The organism is Paenibacillus cucumis (ex Kampfer et al. 2016) (assembly GCF_019748695.1).
Lineage (GTDB): Bacteria > Bacillota > Bacilli > Paenibacillales > Paenibacillaceae > Paenibacillus > Paenibacillus polysaccharolyticus.
Genome location: NZ_JACLIC010000023.1, coordinates 162,412 through 183,552, shown reverse-complemented (window position 1 = coordinate 183,552; position 21,141 = coordinate 162,412). Strand labels below are relative to the sequence as shown.

Here is a 21,141-nt window from a genome sequence, read left to right as displayed (position 1 = left end):
TCCTCCTCAAATGTGTTTCTTCTATTATAAAAATCAATATAATCTAAATAGATACTTATAAGGATATAACCTTGTGTTCGCCCCGGAATTCAGCAGATGCTTTAATCAATTCCTCAATCCAGTCCGTTCCATAACGATTCAGGTAAAAGAGTGCATTATGTACTCGTTCCTGGGGTTTGCCCATTGGGAACAGAGCATTCTGAATACCGTTCCAATGCCTCAAACTCACTTGATGTTTATCCTCGATTGCCTTGCGAACCTGACGCTCCAGATACTGAATCTGTTCATTCATTTTGGCTAAATTCGCTTCACCAATGCGGTTCAATCCGGGATGCACTTCTGCAACCTGATCCAATAGCGGACGATAGAGCGTCATAAACTGCTCACGGATCTGCGTGAATTGTTCATCAACTTGGAAAGTTTCCTGCTGCGTTAGCCATTGTGCTTTCTTTTCTTCCAGTTGGTTCTGCACATCCTGGAAAGAAAGTCCGTATTGTTTCATATATTTGTGTTGCACTTCCTCCATAATCGTGAAGGATAGACGAGGCAATAATATCGGCATTTGTAGCCCAAAAGTACGGAACCCCTCACGTGTAAGACCCCAATATGCAATTTCTCCATGCCCTAAAATAACTGCAGCCACAGGCAACAATGAATCTTGCATCAAAGGACGGGTGAGTACGTTGTTACTAAAACGCTCAGGGTGATCTTCCAATTCTTGTAACAAACGTTCTTCTGTAAAGGAAACTAACCCCTTACGATCCTGATACAAGTTATCTTTCAGCATCAAAAGCAAACGGGTGCCTTCATGAATATAAAAGAGGTTGGCCCCATCTTCCGCCACTTCTGCTGATATCGAATAACCCGTTTGTTCTACAAGCGATGCCCCTTGTAAATAGGCTTCCCGCAACGAGTTATTCTTCCGGATCAAACGCTCAAATATGGGCTTTTCTAACTTACGCAATTCAGGATCGGCAGCATCCATGAGTACCAGTCCAGTCTTTGCAAACAAGGCCGATATCATTCGCGCAAACGCATCACTTAGATTCGTACTCGACTGATGGATTTCTGTGATCAGCTTTATTAATCCAGACTTATGCATGGTATCAGGCAATAATTGTTCCACTTGATTCAACACCGTTTCCCACTGATCCCACTTTACTTCCACATAACTTACCGAGTCCTTACCTTTAAAATGCCCTTGCAGTTTAACTTTGTGAATCTGTCCTTGCTTATCAGGCAAATACGTATGATTTACCTCATCCCAGTCATGGTCTTCTCCCGCAATCCAGAACACTGGAATTACAGGACGTTTCAATTGCTGTTCAGCTTCACGCGCAGCGGCGACCACACTGGCTGCTTTGTATATCACAAACAATGGTCCGGTGAACAAGCCACTCTGTTGTCCACCCGTAACGACGAGTGCATCTTCTTCAACTAGGCGGGTAATCGAAGCATGAACCTTGTCATGATCATTTACTCGCTTATTATATAAACGTAAATACGCCGCCAGTTCATGACGGTCAACACGTGTATGCTCCGATTGCTTCAGCCATTCAGCACGCGCGTGGAGGCCGTTTTCCCAACGAATGTCATATTCATAAAGGCTTCGCGCAGCATCTGTCGTACAGAGATAATCTTCTGCAAGCTTTGATCCGCTGCGGAGCGCCTCGGTGATCCCTTTCATGAGGTCTGCCTCCTATTCTGCTTCTAAAGAGCCTTCCTTGATTGTACCGAATTCAGTAGCTCTTCGTCAAAACAAAGTCACAAATATATGAAAAAAACCGCCGATTTAAATCGGCGGTTATGATGTATATAATAGCATATTCGTTTTCGAAACTATTATACGTAAGGTTCTGCAACCCAGTGTCCTTTGGAAACCTCAATCAATTGAGCATTTTCCAAATTATACGGGTCATTTTTAGGACCGCCCGAAGCATTCTGGATTGGTCCAGATTGTTCATCCGGCAATAAAATGCGACGTTTATTTGCTTCCACTTCCGGATCTGGAACAGGGATCGCAGAAAGCAATGTTTTGGTGTATGGATGAATTGGATTCGCGTACAGTTCTTCACTCTCAGCCAATTCTACTACTTTACCCATATACATAACCGCAACACGGTCACTGATATGTTTCACCATGGACAAGTCATGGGCGATAAAGAGGTACGTCAACCCAAGACGTTGCTGCAACTCCTCAAGCAATTTAACAACCTGAGCTTGAATGGATACATCCAGTGCAGAAAGCGGCTCATCACAGATGATAAATTTAGGATCAACGGCAAGAGCACGAGCAATCCCGATCCGCTGTCTTTGTCCACCGGAAAATTCATGCGGATAACGCAAAGCATGACTTGGGTTAAGACCTACGAGGTCCAACAGCTCTTCTACACGTCTCTTACGTTCTTTAGAGCTTGTTGCCAGCCCGTGAATATCCAAAGACTCTCCGATAATATCCATAACGTTAAAACGCGGGTTCAGTGAAGCATATGGATCCTGGAAAATCATCTGCATGTCTTTACGCATTTCTTTCATCTTGCGTGGAGACAATTTGTAAATATCCGTACCATTGAAGTTCACACTTCCGCCAGTTGGCTCATAAAGGCGCAGAATGGTGCGTCCAGTCGTCGATTTTCCGCAACCTGACTCACCTACAACACCAAGGGTTTCTCCTTCAAAGATGTCGAAGCTCACATCATTTACAGCTTTAAGGATGTTACCTTTGCCAAGGTTAAAGTATTGTTTCAAATTTTTCACTTGAACCAAAGGTTTGTTACTTCCTTTGACAATACCTGCCGGAGTTGGCTTTTCTTTTTTCGGCTCGTCCAAACGCGGGAGAGCGTTCAACAATTTAATCGTATAAGGATGCTGTGGGTTACTGAAGATTTCAGCTGTTGTCCCTGTTTCTACAACTTCGCCTTCCTTCATGACAACCACACGGTCACACATGCCCGCTACAACGCCAAGATCATGCGTAATCAGCATAATGGATGTTCCAAGCTTTTTCTGCATGTCTTTCATGACATCCAGAATTTGAGCCTGAATGGTAACGTCGAGTGCTGTTGTAGGCTCATCCGCAATCAGCAAAGACGGACGACAGGCAAGTGCAATTGCAATCATCGCACGTTGACGCATACCACCAGAGAATTGGTGCGGATAATGATTCATGCGAATAGCTGCATTTTTGATACCTACAAGTTCAAGCATCTCAAGAGCTGCTTTGTTCGCTGCCTGCTTGGACATGTTTTGGTGTTTACGCAATACTTCTGTAATCTGTTTACCAATTTTAATAGTAGGATTCAAGGAAGTCATTGGATCCTGGAATATCATACCGATATCTTTACCACGAATGGCTTCCATTTGTTTATCTGTCTTTTTCAACAGATCCTGCCCGTGAAACGTAATATCTCCGCTCTTAACCTTCGAAGGCGGGGAAGGGATCAATTTCATGATCGTCTGGGCGGTAACACTCTTACCACTACCGGATTCACCTACGATCCCTAGCGTTTCTCCTTTGCCAATTTCGAAACTCACATTTTTAACGGCATCAAATTCACCCGAGCGCGTCGAAAACGATACACTTAAGTCTTTGACTGTTAAAATCGGCTCCATAATCCCACCTCCTCTTTCTATTTACGTAATTTCGGATCAAGTGCGTCCCGCAGTCCATCACCGAGCAAATTAAATGCAAGCATTGTAATAACCATCAAACCAGCCGGGAACCACATCCGCCATGGATAAAGCGTCCAGCCTGTAAGTGCATCATTAATCATGGATCCAAGGGAAGATCTTGGTGCAGATACACCCAGACCGAGGAAGCTCAAGAACGCCTCTGCAAAGATCGCATTTGGAATAGACAATGTCAATGTAACGATAATCGGTCCAACCGCATTTGGCAACAAGTGACGGAACAATTGACGTCCAGTACTTGCACCCATCGATCTTGCAGCAAGGATAAAGTCTCTATTTTTCAGTTGCATAATCTCACCACGTACAATCCAGGACATACTAATCCAGCCTGTAATGGTAAGCGCAATAATAATCGTTGTAAGACTTGGCTCCAAAACAACCAGCAACAAGATAACAACCAACATGTAAGGCAAAGAATACAAAATCTCGGAGAACTTATTCATAATCCCATCAACTCGTCCACCGTAGAAACCCATGATCGCACCGTAGATAACCCCGATCACAAGGTCAATTAACGCCGCAGCCAAACCTACTGTCAAGGAGACACGTGCGCCAACCCATGTTCTTACCCACACATCACGGCCCAGATCATCTGTACCAAACCAGTGATCCGCACTTGGAGCAGCGTTCGAATTAAGCAGATCATTCGAATAATAATTGTACTTCGTAAACAAAGAAGTTGGTCCAATTATAGCAAACAATACAACAAGCACCAGCACACCAAGGCTAATCATTGCGGCTTTATTGGTTGCCAGTCTGTACATCGCGTCTCTAAAAAGGGAAATACTTTCTTGCGGCTTTACCGCTGCCTGACTGTTCAGGTCAGTATTCGCCGTTCCATTATTGTTATTATTCATGCCAGACAACGTTATGCCCCCTTCCGGCTTTCCAGCTTAATTCTAGGATCAACCAATACGTAAGCGATATCCGTAAGGAAACGCGCTAACATCAGGAGAATACCATAGAAGATAGTAATTCCCATAATCATAGTGTAATCCCGATTCGTAATACTCTCGACAAATACTTTACCAATTCCACCAATGTTAAAGATCTGCTCAATTACAACAGAACCTGTAATAATGTTAGCCGTCATTGGTCCTACATACGTAACAACAGGCAAAATACCGTTCCGTACAACGTGCTTAAACATGATGGCAGGCCATTTCAAACCTTTGGCTTTCGCCGTTTTAATATAGTCTGCGTGTAAAACTTCCAGCATGCTTGAACGCGTTAGACGTGCGATAAAGGCAATCGGTGATGCGGACAGCGCAGCAACAGGTAGAACGTAGTCAAGCGGCCCATCAAAGCCCATAACGTTAAACCAGCCTAGTTTAAACGCAAACACGTACTGTAATAACGATGCGAGCAAGAAACTGGGCACGGCGATTCCTATGACAGCAAGCACCATAGTCACATCATCAATCAATTTACGGTGATATACTGCTGCAAGCAGACCAAGCAACACCCCTACAATAATGGAGATGATGATTGCAAACACACCTAATTTCAACGAAGCTGTGAATGTTTCACCAATCATGTCAGAGACATCACGGTTTAGATACTTCATTGAAACTCCGAAGTCCCCTTTAACGATCCCACCCATGTACTTCAGGTATTGTTCATACATCGGTTTATTCAGGCCATACTTTTCTTCAAGAAGAACCCGAATTTCAGGTGAAACTTTTTTCTCCGATGTAAAAGGGTCACCAGGAATGGCCTTCATCAGGAAGAAAGTCATCGATGCGAGTATGAAAAGCGATAGCAGCATAAATAGCAGTTTTTTCAAAACGTACTTAACCAACCCTTGCACACCTCCACAAACAATATTTTGTATACAAATCGATTGTAGAATCAGACCACAATAAAGTCCAATCCATTTATCGGAAATTTCAAGAATTATAAGGAAAATCAGTGCACATACAAAAAAATCGGGATATATATGGAATTCCACATATATATCCCGAAGCAATCATATTAGACTTCAGAACAACTTACTTCTCTTCCAGATATGCACGTGTGAAGTCAATCGCTCCACTAAAATCAAGTTGTACACCTTTCAGGTAAGGCTTAGTCAAAGATACGTTAGTGTAGTAGTAGATAGGCATTACAGCCATTTCATCTTGAATCAGAATTTTCTCAGCATCAGCAAAAGCAGTCATACGTGCAGCTGCATCAGCTGTTTTCACAGTGTCTTTTACGTCTTTGTCATACTGTTCATTGCTGAATTTTGAGTCGTTGTTTGTGTTGCCAGTAGTCCACATTTCCAAGAAGTTGTACGGATCGTTATAATCTGCAGACCAGCCCGCACGAGCAATTTGGAAGTTTTGATTTTGACGGTTCTCAAGGAATACGCCCCACTCTTGGTTTTCTGTTTTCACGTCAACACCAAGATTCTTTTTCCACATATCAGCGATAGCCAAAGCAATTTTAGCATGACCATCACTTGTGTTGTAGATCAAAGTGATTGCTGGCAATGTAGTGTAACCTTCTTCTTTCATACCTTCGGCAAGCAATGTTTTAGCTTCATCCACATTTTCAGTGAAGTAATCATCTTTGTGCTCGTTGCGGAATTCGCCGTTTTCACCACGGATACCTGGAGGAACGAATCCGAATGCAGGAATTTGTCCACCTTGTGTTACTTTATCAACAAGCAGCTGACGCTGAATGGACATTGCAAATGCTTTACGGATTTTAACATTGTTGAATGGTGCTTCATGTACGTTGAACTGATAGTAATACGTACTTGCAATACCAGTAGCTTTGAACTCGTTTGGCAATTCAGCTTTCAAAGAAGGAATTTGGTCCGTAGGAACCTCACCGTTAGGTGCACCAGTATAGTCCAATTGTCCTGACTTGTACGCTTGCAGTTCCGAAGAACTACTACTTGTCAGAGACATATCGATTTGAGTCAATTTGATATCTGAAGCTGCATGGTAGCCTTCATTTTTCTTTACAACAATTTTTTGACCTTTAGTGTATTGATCCATTACAAATGGACCGTTAACGATCATGTTTTTGTAATCTGTGAAGAATTTGTCATTCGTGTCAGCAGATTTGTGTACTGGATAATACGTGTAAAATGCTGTAAGACCCAAGAAGTAAGGCGTTGGGTTTTCCAATGTAACTTCAAGTGTGTGCTCATCCGTAGCTTTAACACCTACTTGAGCGAAATCAGTAATTTTAGTTCCTTTGTAGTCTTTATCTTTGCTCTTGTTAAAACCTTCAGCGCCCTTGATGTAGTACAATTGGTATGCATAAGGAGAAGCTGTTTCCGGTTTCAAAGCACGTTCCCAAGAACGAACAAAGTCTTCGGCAGTAATTGCGTCACCGTTACTCCATTTAACATCTGGGTTCAGGTTGAACACATATTTCAAACCATCTTCAGAAATTGTCCAGTCTTTAGCGACACCCGCGGCTTCTTTACCATTCGCGTCGATACGTACCAGACCTTCATACAAAAATTTCAAAACCGTGTTCGTTTGACTGTCTTTGGCTTGAGCAGGGTCAAACGTAGGAGGTTCAGCCGTTAAGTTAATTTTTAGAACCTGATCTTTGGCAAGAGCCTTTTCTCCGCTTGCAGAATTGTTATCTGGTGTGGTACCTGTGCCTTCATTTTTCGATCCGCACGCTGCAAGTACGGTACCGAACGCCAAGATCAGCGTCAAAAGGACTAATAGACTTTTCCTTTTCATCTAACTTTTCCCCCTAAATTGATGTGGTTTATGTTTATAGATTATACAACCACCGGTCAAAAAAATCTACATTACTTTTTCAGAAAGTAATGTTTTTTTCAGTTTTCGACAAAATCGCCACATCTTTTCGGGATTTTGCGTTATGTAACCTCACATCTGGTTCATAATGTATCTAAATAATCCAAATAAAGTAAACAAAACATATCCAAAACTCATCATCACAAACGACATGCGCCATACGGCCCGGAACATTCTTCCCCCATCGACCTTTCCTTTTAGTCGATTTTGCGCACCTCCGATAAAACCAAGCGCTATTAGTATGAGTATTAATGTCAGATAAAAACCAAAATTCGAATCAAATGTTAAGTTGAATAACGCAGACACGGAGAAAATAAGGAAAAATGTAGTGACGTCCATAGCTGCTCGCAATGCAATCGCCTTATCTTTCTTCCATACCATCATGCCCCAATACACGAGTAAAAAAGGAAAAAAGGGCAATAAACTCAATACGATGAAAAACCCCATTAACTCACCCCTTCTGATTGCATCCCTTGAATCAAATGAAAAAGCATTTCATGTGTAGGTACCTTCAGATTGAACTCCTTTGCCATTTTTATAATTGATCCGTTAATTGATTCAACCTCTGTTATGCGTTTATGTAGTACATCTGCCAGCATGGAGGACGTATTCGAAGCAGTGTCGCGGCATACCCCCTGAATTTGATCCCATAAATCGCCTTCCAATTGTACGTTCATAGCTCCATACACGGTCATTGCCTCATCATACAACTGGTGCATAATGCTAACTCGTTCCTTCATGTGAAGCAATTCACCATTGGGGATTCTCCATATTGCCGTAAGCGGGTTGATAACCGCATTAATGAGCAGTTTTCTGTATATCAGCTTATCGATTTCATTCGACACTGTACAGTCAAATCCTGCCTGTTGCACAACCCTGGCTAAAGTAAATATTTGTTGTTCATCTATTATTCCCACGTTCATTTTCGCCAAACTCTTGCTCAAGCCCAGAAGTGTTTTTCCATAACCGGCCCGGTCCACCTCACCTTTGGTACGTTTAGCCCCTTCAGTTGTAATCGCACTACACAGCAATGCATTTGGCAAAGCAGCCTGTAGCTTCTCCAGATGACCAAGACCATTTTGAGAACAAGCAATCTTGAATGGCTGCCGTATCTCTAACGTTAACGTTGCTGCCTGTTCAATAAAATCATTAATATGAGTTTGCTTCACAGTGAGCAGCATCCAGTCTCCAGGTGTCTTGTTCCAATGATTCGCCAGTTGGGATATCGGGTAAGCTTGAATCTCGTACGGCCTGATGTGAATTTCCGCATCCTTCTCGGTAATCCTAATTCCGTCTCGTTTAAGCTGATCGGCCTGCACTGATGTTCTAGTCCAAAAACGTACTCTTTCACCCGATGCTTGCAACTTCCCTCCAAATAGAAGTCCTAGCGAACCTGCTCCTACTACATCTATAATCATCTGATCCCCCTGTTCTGGTCATTTCCTGTACCTTTTGAATCAAACCGAAAAATCTTCTTCTATAATAGTACAAAATGCACACAACTAAAAACCCGTCATACCAGCCGTATGATTACGGAGGTTTGGCGGGCAAATATTACAAGGTTACTTTAATTTTGAATATCGCTACTCGATTCGTTCCAGATTTCCGTTAGCATCCATTTTGAACCTTGTCTTGAGTTCTTCTTCTTCTTCGGATAAAAAAGCAAGCCTGCGTGCACGATCCATAATCTGGATCAATGCTTTGTAATCATCGTTCACGACACGATAATCGGTTTGAACCTCATTAACTTCTTTGGAAAGTCGGTCGTTCTCACAACGTAATTCAAGCAGTTCGTCTTCCTTCTCACGCAATTCCTTCTCAAGCATTTTAAGCTGACGATTGCTCTCCTGTGCAGTTCCTTTCCACTGCCTTAGGAAACGGATGACCGCATCCATAGATAGGGTTTCATCTGACACACCTTCCGTCTTAAAGAGACCTTCCTCGGCGTCTAATGTTGCCAGTGCAGCAACCTGTGGACCAAGTATTGCCGGCTGTTTTCTTAGATAGCTCCGCTTCTGCCTTTGTGCTTTAGCATTGCTGATCGCTGATTCATACTTCTTACGCACACAGCTGTTCCAACGGAACCCACAGGCGGCCGAAGTTCTGCCTATTTTTTCTCCCACTTCTTCAAAAGCGGCTAGCTGCGTACTGCCTTCCCGAATATGACGCAATGTAACCTCTGCCAAAATCAAATCATCCTCTGTGCTCCAAGCATCCTGTCTCACTGCAGTCATGCTATAATACCCTCCTAACACCATCCTGAAATAACCGTCCCCATAACCGGTAACCCGTTATGTGAATTAGGTATAAAAGTTGCTTTACTCAATCTTATGCCTCTCATAGAGTTCATAGAATTGATTTCATACTAAAATGTATTTCCACATTCAGGTTCCCTCATACGTGATCGGTATAATTCTGAACACTTTAATCCTAAGCTGATAAAAAAAGAATTCGCTTTCATACCCAAATTTGTTTACACGTTTTTCCTTTGTCGGTATAATATTATGTAGACAATCTATGAACGTACATAAGAGAGGAGGATTTACCGTGGCACGCATGTTTCGGGTACTCGGGTTCTTCACGCTTGCGATTGGCCTGATGGCTTTTGCAGGAGACTTAGTTGAAATGGCTTTGCTTTTCTTCCTGCAGACTGCGTTTTTTGTCCTTTTGGGATACTTGAAGTTTACAGAACGTACGTATATATTGCTCTTCTGGGGTTATATGATCGTAACGTTCACAGGGTTCAGCTACTGGACTGTATTTCAAATGGGACTGCCGCTCTAATCCGCCAGCAGCATCAAAACAATCCGGCTCTTGTCGGATTGTTTTTTTGTTGTCAGATTACATATGAAGATATAATGGTATGTAACCACTAAGGATATTTTTCGTATGGATTTCATATATTGTTTGGAAGAGTTCTCATCTGCATGATTTTAAAAGGATGGAAGAAAGGAGAATGATTGTGAAGCATCGATATGGCCTAATCGCCATCTTGTTCATTATCATATTGTTTGTGCAATCCGCCTCATCATACGTTTATGGAGAGACTTCGCCCGAAGACACGCAAGCCATTCTTCAAAAAACATTATCTATTGTAGAGATTGATCATGAAATTAAACGTATTAGTGAACAGCAGACGCAATTAGCCAAGCAACATGAGACATTATCTGCCCAACTGCTACAACAGGAAAAGGAAATACATATCCAGCAAGAACGGGCCGGAGCTGTTGTAAGATCCTATTACACAGGAGAGCGCGATAGCCTGCTCATGACAGTGCTTGGAGCAAGATCATTTAAGGATTTGTTTGTTCTATATGACTACTATCAAATCATCATTGGTAAAGATCAAGCTGTTTTGGACAAGTATCAGACTCGCTATAATGAATTGCAACATACGTCTGATCGAATCCGCCAAACCTCTATGGAGCTTACCCAGATGAAAACCAATCTGGAAAACCAGCGAACAAGGGTGGCCCTGCTGCAAAAAGAAGTGGATAAGCAAATAACCGCCAGCGGTGACGCGGCAGCTATTCAAAAATTAATGAATGAATTAACGCTGTATTGGGAGAACGTGGGCATTTACGAGGTAAAACGTTATTTCAAGGCATTGGCGTCAGCCATGCAAAACTTGCCTGATTTTGTACAAAAACAAAACGGAGCGATATCCACCACAGGAACAACCTATACCATTCGTATTGCTCAGGACGAACTAAATATGTTTCTGCGTTCACAAAATGAAATTTTTAACGATTTTGCGTTCACATTTGATTCGAATAAAATTACAGCTTCGGGTAAGCGTGATCAGTTGCAATTAAGCATTGAAGGTCACTATACGGTCGAGAACGAACCGCAAAATTCAATTCGTTTTCATGTGGATAAGCTGGTGTTCAATCAGCTTGAACTGCCTGACACAACACGCAACATGTTGGAGAAAGAGTTTGATCTCGGTTTTTATCCGCAAAAAATTCTGTCCTTTGTCAAAGCTACGGATGTTTCTACAGATGAAGGGGTTTTGGAAGTGAAATTAGCAATTTCATTCTAGGGGTTAACCGTTTTTCTGATGCTGCTCACATACTGGGCAGCACTGATCTCCCCTTCGAGAACCTGTTGAACCCGTTTTTGAAAACGTTCGATCTTCGTTTTGTTTTCAATCCATTGTACCGGAGACTCTTTGCCAAACCAGGGTTGATTTAGAACCATACTGTACCGACTCCTAACCTCACCAACTTCCTTCTCACTCTCTTGTTGTCTTGCAGGCAAACGTTTGGTTTGTTTATACCACTTTTTCTGCGTTACTGCCGAAGCCATGCCTTCAATCCACCGACTTGCTGCATCGGCTTCCGTAGTTCCTGCTGTAATGACCAGACTTCTGGATTCTACCGCCCGCAAAGCCTGCAAAGAGACAGGTGAACTAAACGTTCCCCGACCTTTGGCAACCTCATCTGCATGTAAAATACGAGATAGTGTAGATACAAACATCGGAGTTTGAACCTTATAATCCGAAGCAGATAATACTGGATCTACTGACATAGTCACAATATGGGGTTGAAGCTCGCCGAGTAAGCTTACCCCCTGTTGAAATTCATTTGTCATAGAGGTAAGTTGCATGGTTAGTATCTGGTCGGGACTCATTCCTGGCGGCAAATAACTCAACCACGCACTTGCTTCGTAAATATCATCTATATTCAACGAAATCAAAGGTGCGCTCTTTGTTTGAGATTCCTTGATCAATTTGGACCATTGCTCCCTATTCTGTGGAAAGCCCTGCAATCCAGCCTCATTCAAGTATGAGGGTATTATTCCCATCACATAAGGATCTACATCAAAGGGCATTGCCCATTGATATCCATTCCACTCTGTCATTCCTCGCAACTCAGCAGCTGAATCACCAAGAGCTTTGGAAAGCGTTGTCGCATTCAAAGGAAGCAAATATCCTTTTCTGGCATAATGTTGTACTTGGTCACTATCCAATAAAATAATATCTCCGTTCTCTCCCAAAGAAAACTCCCGATCTAGCACCTCTTTATACTCCTTCGGTTCCACATTGCGGAGATTAACCTCAACATAAATAGAAGCCGCTACTTCTTTAGCCACTTTTTGAAAAGACGCAAACTCCTCTTCTGACATAGATACCAATACATCGAGAGGGGCACTTGTATCCTCATTACGGGATGAAACACCCGTGTATGTATCTTTCTCTTGATTTCGTCCCTGATTATGCTGCGAACCTCTAAAATCAAAGCTAGGTGAAAGGATTGTTAGCGAAAGCAGTAAAACTGCAAATAAAACAACCTGATGTCTACGCTTCATTCACTCTCCCCCTTGAAATAACTTGTTTTATATTTTCTCGCAACCATTATTGTAACAAATATGTAGTGCTCTTGTCCTACCCTGCCAAAAAACACTTTTCTTGTATTTTGCATATTAAGAGCATATCCAGTTCTGTATAACATTTGATTTTAATTTTTTCAGCAAAAAAAGCCGACTTTAAAAGTCGGCTTGCTTTAAAACATTTTCCGGGAAATAAATCCAGCTATCAACAATCAAATTCTTGTTATAACAAGTCTGCCGCAAGCTGTGCCAGCTTGGAACGTTCTCCTTTTTCAAGCATAATATGCCCACTGATTCCCTCTTGTTTGAAACGTTCGACAATGTAGGTCAATCCGTTGCTTGCGGAATCCAGGTAAGGATGGTCAATCTGCTCAGGGTCACCCATCAATATAATTTTACTCCCTTCCCCCACCCGAGATACGATTGTTTTTACTTCATGACGAGACAAGTTCTGAGCTTCATCAATAATGATGAATTGGCCGGGAATCGATCTTCCGCGGATATACGTCAGTGCTTCAACTTGGATACTGCCGAGACCCATCAGTATTTTATCTATATCTCCGGCCTTTTTCGTATCAAATAAAAATTCAAGATTATCATAGATCGGCTGCATCCACGGACGAAGCTTCTCTTCCTTCTCCCCTGGCAAATACCCGATGTCCTTGCCCATAGGTACTACAGGACGCGCGATCAGCAGCTTTTTGTATTTGTGATCATCCTCTACTTTCAGCAATCCTGCTGCCAAGGCGAGCAGTGTTTTACCCGTGCCAGCTTTACCCGTTATCGTCACAAGCGGAATATCGTCGTTCAGCAGAAGCTCCAGCGCCATCCGTTGTTGTGCATTTCGGGCGCTGATCCCCCAGACATTATCATTACTGAGGAACAATGGCTCCAGTTTTGTACCTTCAGTATTCACTTTAAGCAAAGCGGATTTGTTCGTACCCATCTCATCTTTCAGAATGACAAATTCATTCGGGTAGAGAGAATAGGACAATTGCAACGGTTTGATCGGCAAGAAACGATATGTGTAAAACTCATCAATGACAGACGGGTGAACTTTCAGCGCTGTATATCCAGGGTACAACTCGCTAAGCCCAGCAGTCCGATCCGATAAGTAATCCTGTGTGTTCAGTCCAAGTACGTCCGCCTTGATCCGTACCAGAACGTCTTTACTGACAAGAACAACTTGTCGCTCCACCACTTCTTTTTCATTCTCTTCAATCTGATAATTCAGCGCGACGGCCAAGATTCGATTGTCATTGGACACTTCCCCGAACATTTCCTGAACTCTCACAAAACTGCGGTGATTAAGCTCAACTTTTAGATTGCCTCCATTCGCAAGAGGTACGCCACTGTGCAAGTGACCCAGTTCCCTGAGTCCATCCAGCAGTCTGGACACGTTGCGTGCATTACGGCCGATCTCATCGGCATTTCTTTTTTTGGAGTCAATCTCCTCCAGTACAACCGCGGGAATGATTACCTCATGTTCTTCAAAGGCAAATATGGCATTGGGGTCATGCAGAAGCACGTTGGTATCCAATACAAAAATCTTTTTCATTCAATCCCCTCCAAAGCGGCGTCGTTAAAGGCATGGGCTGGAACGTGTTCTCGGGAATGACGAAGTTGCTCTTACGAGCCTTCCGTTTCCCCTCATTCCCGAGTTCATCTTGATCGTGTGATCTTCAGCAGCGGCATGGACAATCATACTCCCATACATAAATGTATTCGACTAGGGCAAAATAATTGTCAACCATTCTGAAAAACTCCAAGAAAGGATGAACATTTATGAAAATGGGGATATGCACGCTGCTTCTAATCTTTGTTCTTACCGGCTGTAATACTTCTACACGTAACGCTTCACAGGAACCGCATGAGATGCATCCTAGAAGTTACGGAGGAAACATAACAACACAGCAAGAAGATCGAATGAATCCTTCACGCTTAGATCACTTCAACGAAAATACGGGCGAGGTACATGATCTCAATGTCGCGGATGATACAGAAATGGGCCGAATGACAAATAAAAAACGAGTGAGTCACCTCAAAGCACTCGCCAAGCAAGTTGAGGGTGTACAGGATGCTAACTGCGTTATACTCGGCAACACAGCGGTTGTCGGCATTGATGTTGATGGTGATCTCGAACGGGCACGCGTTGGCACCATTAAGTATGCCGTTGCAGAAGCTTTGCGCAAAGATCCAGAAGGTGTGGATTCCATCGTAACCGCCGATGCTGATGTCACGGAGCGTATCAAAGAAATTGGTGAGCATATTCGTAAAGGCCACCCAATTTCCGGCTTTGCTTCAGAACTTGCCGATATGGTGGGCCGTATCATTCCACAGCTTCCGAAAGACGTCAAAGTTCGTCAAAACCCGGATGAACCTGCCCAGGATCAGTACATGCAACAACACACATCGGAAAAAAGACAACAAAAAGCCCAGTGATCTCTCACTAGGCTTTTTTCATGGCCGCAAAAACTTGCTCATCAAGCTTCTCTGCAGCACGTTGGTCGTATATTTTGACAAATTGAGGCACAGAGGACAGTTGAGCGCCATAAAACAACGCATTCCTCACCGCTTCAATTCGAATGTCGAAACAGCACATATTAAAGGGTACGTCTTGCAATGGATCTTGTTGCACGGAAGCACGTCCATTGACTGCATACACCATTTCTTCGCCAAAAACAGTAATTGTAACCAGCGGATTGTGTTTCATGTTATTTACCAGACGGGAACGATGATCAATTGCCAAACGAAAAGTTGATGCATTTTCAGCATAAATCCAGGAGATTGCTGTAGAAGTCGGACCTCCAGATTCCACATCTACGGTGTTAAGAAGCACAAAGGTCTCGTCTTTAAATTGCTGTAAAAGCGATTCTGTTAACTGTGTGACGGCTTCGGACATTCAACCAGCCCCCTAACCTTCTTTATGCAATTCTCATCTTGGTTGATGTTATTATATCACACCGCGAACCGAGCTTCCAATCCCCAAAACGATTGCTATTCTTTTGGAGATGACGCTGTGACTTTACCTGAAAGTGTATCTTGCAGTGCCTGTTTGGCATTGGCCAATTCTGTCTCATTGATATATACATAAGGACTTCTCCACTCCCCCGTAACCGGAGTAAAGTGTACATCTGCGGTGGAAATGTTCCAATAGGTTGCTATAAAGTTTTTCATTTGTTCGGATTCCACATCCGTGGTCATGTTTTTATCTACCGCACTGATCACTTTGCCAATCTTGGTGATTCCGCCAAGCGACTTCATCTGATCCAGCATGGCATTCATTACCTGGCTCTGACGTTTATTCCGATCAAAATCATTGGACTCCGCCGTCTTTGGCTTACAGTTGGACTTACGATAGCGAACAAAATCAAGTGCTTCTTTTCCGTCCAAGTGCTGAGCTCCTGCCTTCAGATTAATATCTGTATTGTCAGCCGTATCTCGGTAACACATGTTTTTATCCACCGTAACATCTACTCCACCGACAGCGTTTATCGCATCACGAAAAGCCTGAAAATTAAGAACAGTTGTATAGTTAATATCCACACCGAGGTACTTACCCATCATATCCTTCATCTGGTCTTCTGCCTTCTTGCCAGATGTTTTTTCTTGTGTTTTAAATCGCGGATAATAGGCGTTCAGTTTGTTCGACTTATATCCGTCCAGCTGAATACGCGTGTCACGCGGTAAAGATACCACGGTGGCAGTCTTTGTATTCGGATTAAGTGCAGCAACCATCACAACATCCGATAAAAACGTACCTGTTTCGGGACGATTATCTGTACCAAGCAGCAACATCGTAAGCGGTTTGGTTGTAGCCGACATGCCTGGAGGAACGGGTTTATCTATTCCCGTATTCGCAACTTGGTTGTATAGCCAGTACATATATCCCCCACCGACCAGAATACCGATCACAAGCAGGCTGAGGAACACCTTGAAGAATGCGCGCATACGCTTCTTCTTCGGCGCCTTACCCTTACCGCTCTTGTTGCCTGAATTACCGGATGCATTCGAAGGTTGTCTTCGTGGAGGCAGTCCGTTTGAATTTGAAGTCATGTTCTCAACACCTTTATCACATCTGTTTGGTCTACATAAAACACAACCGCTTTCCCAAGGGAAAACGGATGTGTTTTATGCATAGACAGCATTATGAGTTTCGAGCGGAAGCTTCCGCTTTTTTCTTTTGACGACCTTCAACGAAATAACGCACGCGCACTAACAGCATCAGACCTACAGCTACCAACAAACATTGAATGATGGGCAACTTATCGATCTGAAAAATAAGAAGCATGAACGTACCCATCGCCATCAAGATATACAACACAATTTCCTTACCGATTGGCAATTTCTGACGTACCCGAAAGACCTTGTTATACACGTAAGTAATCAGTACAAAGATGACGATATAGGCGATGATCGGGTGTGATGCAAACCATGCTTGCATGTTAAGGCATCTCCTTTCATGATCATGCTATACAAAATTCAATCATTGGATGGACTTTACTGCTGCACAATGAGATTCTTAGGCGCTCGTTCGACCGTTCCGAGATCGGATCGTTCTTTTGATCGCTGTTGTCCCCGAATTTCTGTGAACACTCTATCAAGTGTTGAAATTCGGGGACAAAGGCGAACGCTTCGCTTCTGCAGAATCGATTCCTCTCCCTCCACTACCGTGGCGAGAGACACGAATCGTTCCATCGTGCAATAATGTCCCTTCAAACATTGACTTTTGTATCTCTTAGAGTAGTGGGTATTACGCGTTATTTTGAGCCATTTTGCGTTGTTTTTCTGAACGCTCACGCTCGGATTTGTTCAAAAGCTTCTTACGAAGACGAATGGATTTCGGCGTGATTTCACAGTACTCATCATCGTTCAAATATTCAAGCGCTTGTTCCAACGAGAAGATAATTGGCGTTTTAATTTTAACCGTATCATCTTTACCGGAAGAACGAACGTTAGTCAGTTGTTTTTCTTTACAGATGTTAACAACGATATCATTGTCACGTGTATGCTCACCAACAATCATACCTTCGTAAATTTCTGTTCCAGGCTCAAGGAAGAGCGTACCACGATCCTCAACACCCATCATTCCGTAGAACGTAGATGTACCCGTTTCTGTTGAGATCAGTACACCTTGGTGACGTCCACCCACTTGACCGGATACGACTGGAGCGTAGCTGTCAAATGCATGGTTCATTACGCCATAACCACGAGTCAATGTGAGGAAGTTCGTGCTATAACCAATCAGACCACGTGCAGGAATCAGGAACTCCAGACGGACTTGACCGCTACCATTGTTGATCATGTTAACCATCTCTGCTTTACGTGCGCCCAGGCTCTCCATGACGGAACCCATGCTTTCTTCAGGGATGTCAATCAACAAGCGCTCAACAGGCTCCATTTTCTTACCGTCAACTTCTTTGATGATAACTTCTGGTTTGGATACTTGAAGCTCATACCCTTCACGACGCATATTTTCAATCAGGATACCGAGGTGAAGTTCACCACGTCCGGAAACGATAAATGCATCCGGGCTCTCTGTTTCTTCAACACGAAGAGATACGTCAGTTTCCAATTCTTTTAACAAACGCTCGCGCAGTTTACGGGAAGTAACCCATTTACCTTCGCGGCCTGCGAATGGACTGTTGTTTACGAGGAATGTCATTTGCAGTGTTGGCTCATCAATTTTCAGAACCGGCAAAGCTTCAGGGTTGTTCGGATCAGCAATCGTTTCACCGATGTTGATATCCTTAATACCTGCGATCGCCACGATGTCACCTGCGCCAGCTTCCTCTGTCTCAACACGTTTCAGACCTTGGAAACCGAACAGTTTCTCGATACGAGCTGTTTTGCTTTTGCCATCACGCATAATAACAGTAACGGATTGGCCTTGACGGATCACACCGCGGTTTACACGACCGATAGCGATACGTCCAAGGTATTCATTGTAGTCCATCAGCGTAACGAGGAATTGCAGTGGCTCTTCAACGTTCTCTGTTGGATGAGGGATATGACTTACGATGGTATCGTAGATCGCCATCATGTTGTCATCTTGTTTGGCAGGATCGTCTTCCATGCTGGATGTTCCGTTCAATGCGGAAGCATATACAACAGGGAATTCAAGTTGTTGATCGTTGGCACCCAGTTCGATGAACAGGTCAAGTACTTCATCAATAACCTCAGCCGGACGAGCCGCTGGACGGTCAATTTTGTTTACAATTACGATTGGAGTCAAGTTGTGCTCCAGTGCTTTACGAAGTACGAACTTCGTTTGTGGCATGCAGCCCTCATAAGCGTCAACAACGAGCAATACGCCGTCAACCATTTTCATGATACGTTCTACTTCACCACCGAAGTCGGCGTGTCCAGGTGTATCTACAATGTTAATCAGGTAATCTTTATACGTTATAGCCGTGTTTTTGGCCAAAATCGTAATACCGCGTTCACGCTCCAAATCGTTGGAGTCCATTGCGCGCTCCTGTACAGTCTCGTGGTCACGGAATGTACCGGATTGCTGGAGCAACTTGTCGACGAGTGTTGTTTTCCCGTGGTCGACGTGGGCAATAATCGCAATATTGCGAATGTGTTCTCTTGAATGCATGGTTTGTATCCATATCCTTTCCAATTTCAATTCTTATCTACTAAACTTCCCGCAAAATCGCAGGTTACTCACAAAATAAGCGTCGGTGATAACCCGACGCATGTCTATATCCCTTATATTATAGTTTATCATAGGTAAAAATCAAGATATTTCGCTCGAAACTCCATTGGTTAAGACCGGAGATGTTTACCATCCCCTGCCTCGGCCTATACGCCCTCGCCCAGCAAGCAACCAGACTCCACCCAAAATAAGCAGAACAGCAAGTACATAAATGATCCCTGTCTGTAACAGCGTAAACGCCAACAATACGATGGATACCGCTCCGATAATTAGGGCAGCAGGATAGACAAATTCGGGTCTTCGCCGCTCAACTGCACCATATCCAAGCAAGCCGACAGCTATTCCAAGCAATAGGATTGGCCACAAATTTCTCATTAGCCCGGCTCCCCATATGTTCGTTATGCTGAACAGTACACCATACACCGTGAGAACTCCCGCAGGCATTAACGACCAGGACGGCGCAATTCGGGCATAAAACAATGCATAAAGAGCAATACCTGGCAGCAATAGCAACAGAGGCCAGAAATTTCGACCAATAAACCCAAAAACTCCTAATTTACCGAGCAAAATGACAAGACCAGCAACTACAATAAATAATCCGATCGCTCTTTCATTCTTCATTATAATCACCTCTTGTTTTCGTTAATTATGTAATTCCGAACTATGCTGACTCTCCCAGTACTAAACACATTTTGAATTGTAAAAACAAGCTATAACCTGATGTTAACAGTGTATCTGATGTTTCCACAAAAAACTATACTGATGTCGAAAATGAGTCGTCCTAACTCAAGCGAAATAAACATTATGCCTCCAACCTTAATCTGTATTCCCTTTAGAGACACCATATATAATATCAGATAAACTTACGATACGAAGTATCTTCCCCATGCGAAAAAACATAGATTTTTCTTGGCGGAACCCCTCAGGCATATTTAAAAACAGAAAAGGTATCCCTTATGGGATACCTCTCAAACAAAAAGCAAATTTCAACTCATGTTGACATCTAAGCATTTCGGCGAACGAATCTATGTGCCCCTCCCGCCGCTATAACCAGACAAGCTAACGCTGCTGGTAACATTGCATGAGCCTGTGCTGCCATTCCGCCCAGCCACTCCCCTAGCTTCGGGTCTCTCATCAACATTTCTCCTGCGGTAAACGCAAGTATTCCTGATCCCGCATACACCAGAATCGGAAAGCGTTTGAGCAGTCCCACAATGACACCACTACCCCATACTACAATAGGAATACTAATAGCAATCCCGATAACAATTAGAGCCAGGTCTCCATCCGCCAATGCAGCTATCGCTAATACATTATCCAGACTCATCACGAAATCAGCTACCAATATTGTCTGAATCGCTTTCCAGGTTGTGGATGCGTTACGGATATGTACCTCATCATCATTTTGAAGCAGCAGCTTCAGCGCAATCCAGAACAATAACAACCCGCCTGCCGCCTGAATAAAAGGAATCCCCAGCAACAGTACAGCTGCGAAAGTAAGTATGCAACGTAGAAGTACTGCACCAAGTGCTCCCCACCATACTGCTTTTTTACGTTGAGCTGGAGGTAAATCTTTGCTCGCCATTGCAATGACAACTGCGTTATCTCCACTCAATACCAGATTAATCATTAAAATTTGTGTTAACAGCCATAGCGTATCCATCTCCTCATCCCCCCACTCTAACTTGT

20 protein-coding genes are annotated in these 21,141 nt (G+C 43.3%); 3 read left to right on the top strand and 17 right to left on the bottom strand.

What is annotated here, in order from left to right:
• Positions 1-55: 55 nt before the first annotated feature.
• The 8 genes from bshC to H7T88_RS14075 all read right to left on the bottom strand — a co-directional run bounded on the left by bshC (position 56) and on the right by H7T88_RS14075 (position 9,694).
• Positions 56-1,687 carry a bacillithiol biosynthesis cysteine-adding enzyme BshC gene (gene bshC / locus H7T88_RS14110; protein WP_221788954.1) on the bottom strand — a complete coding sequence of 544 codons (1,632 nt, stop codon included), beginning with the start codon at positions 1,685-1,687 and terminating at the stop codon, positions 56-58.
• A gap of 155 nt (positions 1,688-1,842) precedes the next feature.
• The gene (locus H7T88_RS29040) at positions 1,843-3,612 is read right to left on the bottom strand and encodes an ABC transporter ATP-binding protein (RefSeq protein ID WP_154983191.1); all 1,770 of its coding nucleotides are present in this window, start codon (positions 3,610-3,612) and stop codon (positions 1,843-1,845) included.
• 17 nt (positions 3,613-3,629) lie between these two features.
• Positions 3,630-4,547, bottom strand: a complete 918-nt coding sequence (locus H7T88_RS14100) for an ABC transporter permease (protein WP_260510933.1) — start codon at positions 4,545-4,547, stop codon at positions 3,630-3,632.
• An 11-nt stretch (positions 4,548-4,558) separates the two neighbouring features.
• Positions 4,559-5,491, bottom strand: coding sequence for an ABC transporter permease (locus H7T88_RS14095; RefSeq protein ID WP_154957764.1), 933 nt, complete (start codon positions 5,489-5,491; stop codon positions 4,559-4,561).
• A 190-nt stretch (positions 5,492-5,681) separates the two neighbouring features.
• A complete protein-coding gene (locus tag H7T88_RS14090; protein ID WP_221788952.1) occupies positions 5,682-7,382 on the bottom strand; it encodes a peptide ABC transporter substrate-binding protein in 1,701 nt (566 codons plus the stop codon).
• Positions 7,383-7,532: 150 nt separating this feature from the next.
• Positions 7,533-7,907, bottom strand: a complete 375-nt coding sequence (locus H7T88_RS14085; protein ID WP_154957766.1) for a DUF3397 domain-containing protein — start codon at positions 7,905-7,907, stop codon at positions 7,533-7,535.
• The gene (locus H7T88_RS14080) at positions 7,907-8,878 is read right to left on the bottom strand and encodes a ketopantoate reductase family protein (RefSeq protein ID WP_221788950.1); all 972 of its coding nucleotides are present in this window, start codon (positions 8,876-8,878) and stop codon (positions 7,907-7,909) included. Before H7T88_RS14080 ends, H7T88_RS14085 begins: the two co-directional genes overlap by 1 nt.
• A gap of 165 nt (positions 8,879-9,043) precedes the next feature.
• Positions 9,044-9,694: an RsfA family transcriptional regulator gene (locus H7T88_RS14075; RefSeq protein WP_221788948.1), complete on the bottom strand. Its 651-nt coding sequence runs from the start codon at positions 9,692-9,694 to the stop codon at positions 9,044-9,046.
• Positions 9,695-10,007: 313 nt separating this feature from the next.
• Here H7T88_RS14075 and H7T88_RS14070 point away from each other — a divergent pair, with 313 nt between their 5' ends.
• A complete protein-coding gene (locus tag H7T88_RS14070) occupies positions 10,008-10,244 on the top strand; it encodes a DUF2626 domain-containing protein (protein ID WP_090923772.1) in 237 nt (78 codons plus the stop codon).
• Positions 10,245-10,422: 178 nt separating this feature from the next.
• Entirely contained in the window at positions 10,423-11,502 is a 1,080-nt protein-coding gene (locus tag H7T88_RS14065) for a hypothetical protein (protein WP_221788946.1), read from the top strand.
• On the opposite strand, the gene H7T88_RS14060 is transcribed toward H7T88_RS14065, so the two are convergent.
• Positions 11,499-12,770, bottom strand: a complete 1,272-nt coding sequence (locus H7T88_RS14060; protein WP_221788944.1) for an ABC transporter substrate-binding protein — start codon at positions 12,768-12,770, stop codon at positions 11,499-11,501. The genes H7T88_RS14065 and H7T88_RS14060 overlap by 4 nt on opposite strands.
• A 244-nt stretch (positions 12,771-13,014) precedes the next feature.
• Entirely contained in the window at positions 13,015-14,349 is a 1,335-nt protein-coding gene (locus H7T88_RS14055; protein WP_090923774.1) for a PhoH family protein, read from the bottom strand.
• A gap of 227 nt (positions 14,350-14,576) precedes the next feature.
• Here H7T88_RS14055 and H7T88_RS14050 point away from each other — a divergent pair, with 227 nt between their 5' ends.
• Complete coding sequence (locus H7T88_RS14050; RefSeq protein ID WP_154957771.1) at positions 14,577-15,233, top strand: YhcN/YlaJ family sporulation lipoprotein; 657 nt, start codon at positions 14,577-14,579, stop codon at positions 15,231-15,233.
• 7 nt (positions 15,234-15,240) lie between these two features.
• On the opposite strand, the gene H7T88_RS14045 is transcribed toward H7T88_RS14050, so the two are convergent.
• The 7 genes from H7T88_RS14045 to H7T88_RS14015 form a co-directional block, all read right to left on the bottom strand.
• Entirely contained in the window at positions 15,241-15,693 is a 453-nt protein-coding gene (locus H7T88_RS14045) for a pyridoxamine 5'-phosphate oxidase family protein (protein ID WP_090923776.1), read from the bottom strand.
• 95 nt (positions 15,694-15,788) lie between these two features.
• The gene (locus H7T88_RS14040) at positions 15,789-16,847 is read right to left on the bottom strand and encodes an LCP family protein (RefSeq protein ID WP_221788943.1); all 1,059 of its coding nucleotides are present in this window, start codon (positions 16,845-16,847) and stop codon (positions 15,789-15,791) included.
• A 91-nt stretch (positions 16,848-16,938) separates the two neighbouring features.
• Complete coding sequence (locus H7T88_RS14035; RefSeq protein WP_090923778.1) at positions 16,939-17,235, bottom strand: YlaH-like family protein; 297 nt, start codon at positions 17,233-17,235, stop codon at positions 16,939-16,941.
• 56 nt (positions 17,236-17,291) lie between these two features.
• Positions 17,292-17,489 carry a hypothetical protein gene (locus H7T88_RS14030; protein ID WP_221788942.1) on the bottom strand — a complete coding sequence of 66 codons (198 nt, stop codon included), beginning with the start codon at positions 17,487-17,489 and terminating at the stop codon, positions 17,292-17,294.
• A gap of 55 nt (positions 17,490-17,544) precedes the next feature.
• Positions 17,545-19,392, bottom strand: a complete 1,848-nt coding sequence (typA, locus tag H7T88_RS14025) for a translational GTPase TypA (protein WP_221788941.1) — start codon at positions 19,390-19,392, stop codon at positions 17,545-17,547.
• A 186-nt stretch (positions 19,393-19,578) separates the two neighbouring features.
• The gene (locus tag H7T88_RS14020) at positions 19,579-20,079 is read right to left on the bottom strand and encodes a hypothetical protein (RefSeq protein ID WP_154888630.1); all 501 of its coding nucleotides are present in this window, start codon (positions 20,077-20,079) and stop codon (positions 19,579-19,581) included.
• 376 nt (positions 20,080-20,455) lie between these two features.
• Complete coding sequence (locus tag H7T88_RS14015; RefSeq protein WP_154957774.1) at positions 20,456-21,115, bottom strand: TerC family protein; 660 nt, start codon at positions 21,113-21,115, stop codon at positions 20,456-20,458.
• Positions 21,116-21,141: the final 26 nt, after the last annotated feature.

Excerpts from the sequence above, each read along its gene's own strand:
- H7T88_RS14085 (WP_154957766.1), bottom strand. The coding sequence starts at position 7,907 with ATGGGGTTTTTCATCGTATTGAGTTTATTGCCCTTTTTTCCTTTTTTA.
- H7T88_RS14060 (WP_221788944.1), bottom strand. The coding sequence starts at position 12,770 with ATGAAGCGTAGACATCAGGTTGTTTTATTTGCAGTTTTACTGCTTTCG.
- H7T88_RS14015 (WP_154957774.1), bottom strand. The coding sequence starts at position 21,115 with ATGGATACGCTATGGCTGTTAACACAAATTTTAATGATTAATCTGGTA.
- H7T88_RS29040 (WP_154983191.1), bottom strand. The coding sequence starts at position 3,612 with ATGGAGCCGATTTTAACAGTCAAAGACTTAAGTGTATCGTTTTCGACG.
- H7T88_RS14040 (WP_221788943.1), bottom strand. The coding sequence starts at position 16,847 with ATGACTTCAAATTCAAACGGACTGCCTCCACGAAGACAACCTTCGAAT.
- H7T88_RS14055 (WP_090923774.1), bottom strand. The coding sequence starts at position 14,349 with ATGAAAAAGATTTTTGTATTGGATACCAACGTGCTTCTGCATGACCCC.
- H7T88_RS14050 (WP_154957771.1), top strand. The coding sequence starts at position 14,577 with ATGAAAATGGGGATATGCACGCTGCTTCTAATCTTTGTTCTTACCGGC.
- H7T88_RS14090 (WP_221788952.1), bottom strand. The coding sequence starts at position 7,382 with ATGAAAAGGAAAAGTCTATTAGTCCTTTTGACGCTGATCTTGGCGTTC.
- H7T88_RS14030 (WP_221788942.1), bottom strand. The coding sequence starts at position 17,489 with ATGGAACGATTCGTGTCTCTCGCCACGGTAGTGGAGGGAGAGGAATCG.
- H7T88_RS14035 (WP_090923778.1), bottom strand. The coding sequence starts at position 17,235 with ATGCAAGCATGGTTTGCATCACACCCGATCATCGCCTATATCGTCATC.
- H7T88_RS14045 (WP_090923776.1), bottom strand. The coding sequence starts at position 15,693 with ATGTCCGAAGCCGTCACACAGTTAACAGAATCGCTTTTACAGCAATTT.
- H7T88_RS14100 (WP_260510933.1), bottom strand. The coding sequence starts at position 4,547 with ATGAATAATAACAATAATGGAACGGCGAATACTGACCTGAACAGTCAG.
- H7T88_RS14080 (WP_221788950.1), bottom strand. The coding sequence starts at position 8,878 with ATGATTATAGATGTAGTAGGAGCAGGTTCGCTAGGACTTCTATTTGGA.
- H7T88_RS14075 (WP_221788948.1), bottom strand. The coding sequence starts at position 9,694 with ATGACTGCAGTGAGACAGGATGCTTGGAGCACAGAGGATGATTTGATT.
- typA (WP_221788941.1), bottom strand. The coding sequence starts at position 19,392 with ATGCATTCAAGAGAACACATTCGCAATATTGCGATTATTGCCCACGTC.
- bshC (WP_221788954.1), bottom strand. The coding sequence starts at position 1,687 with ATGAAAGGGATCACCGAGGCGCTCCGCAGCGGATCAAAGCTTGCAGAA.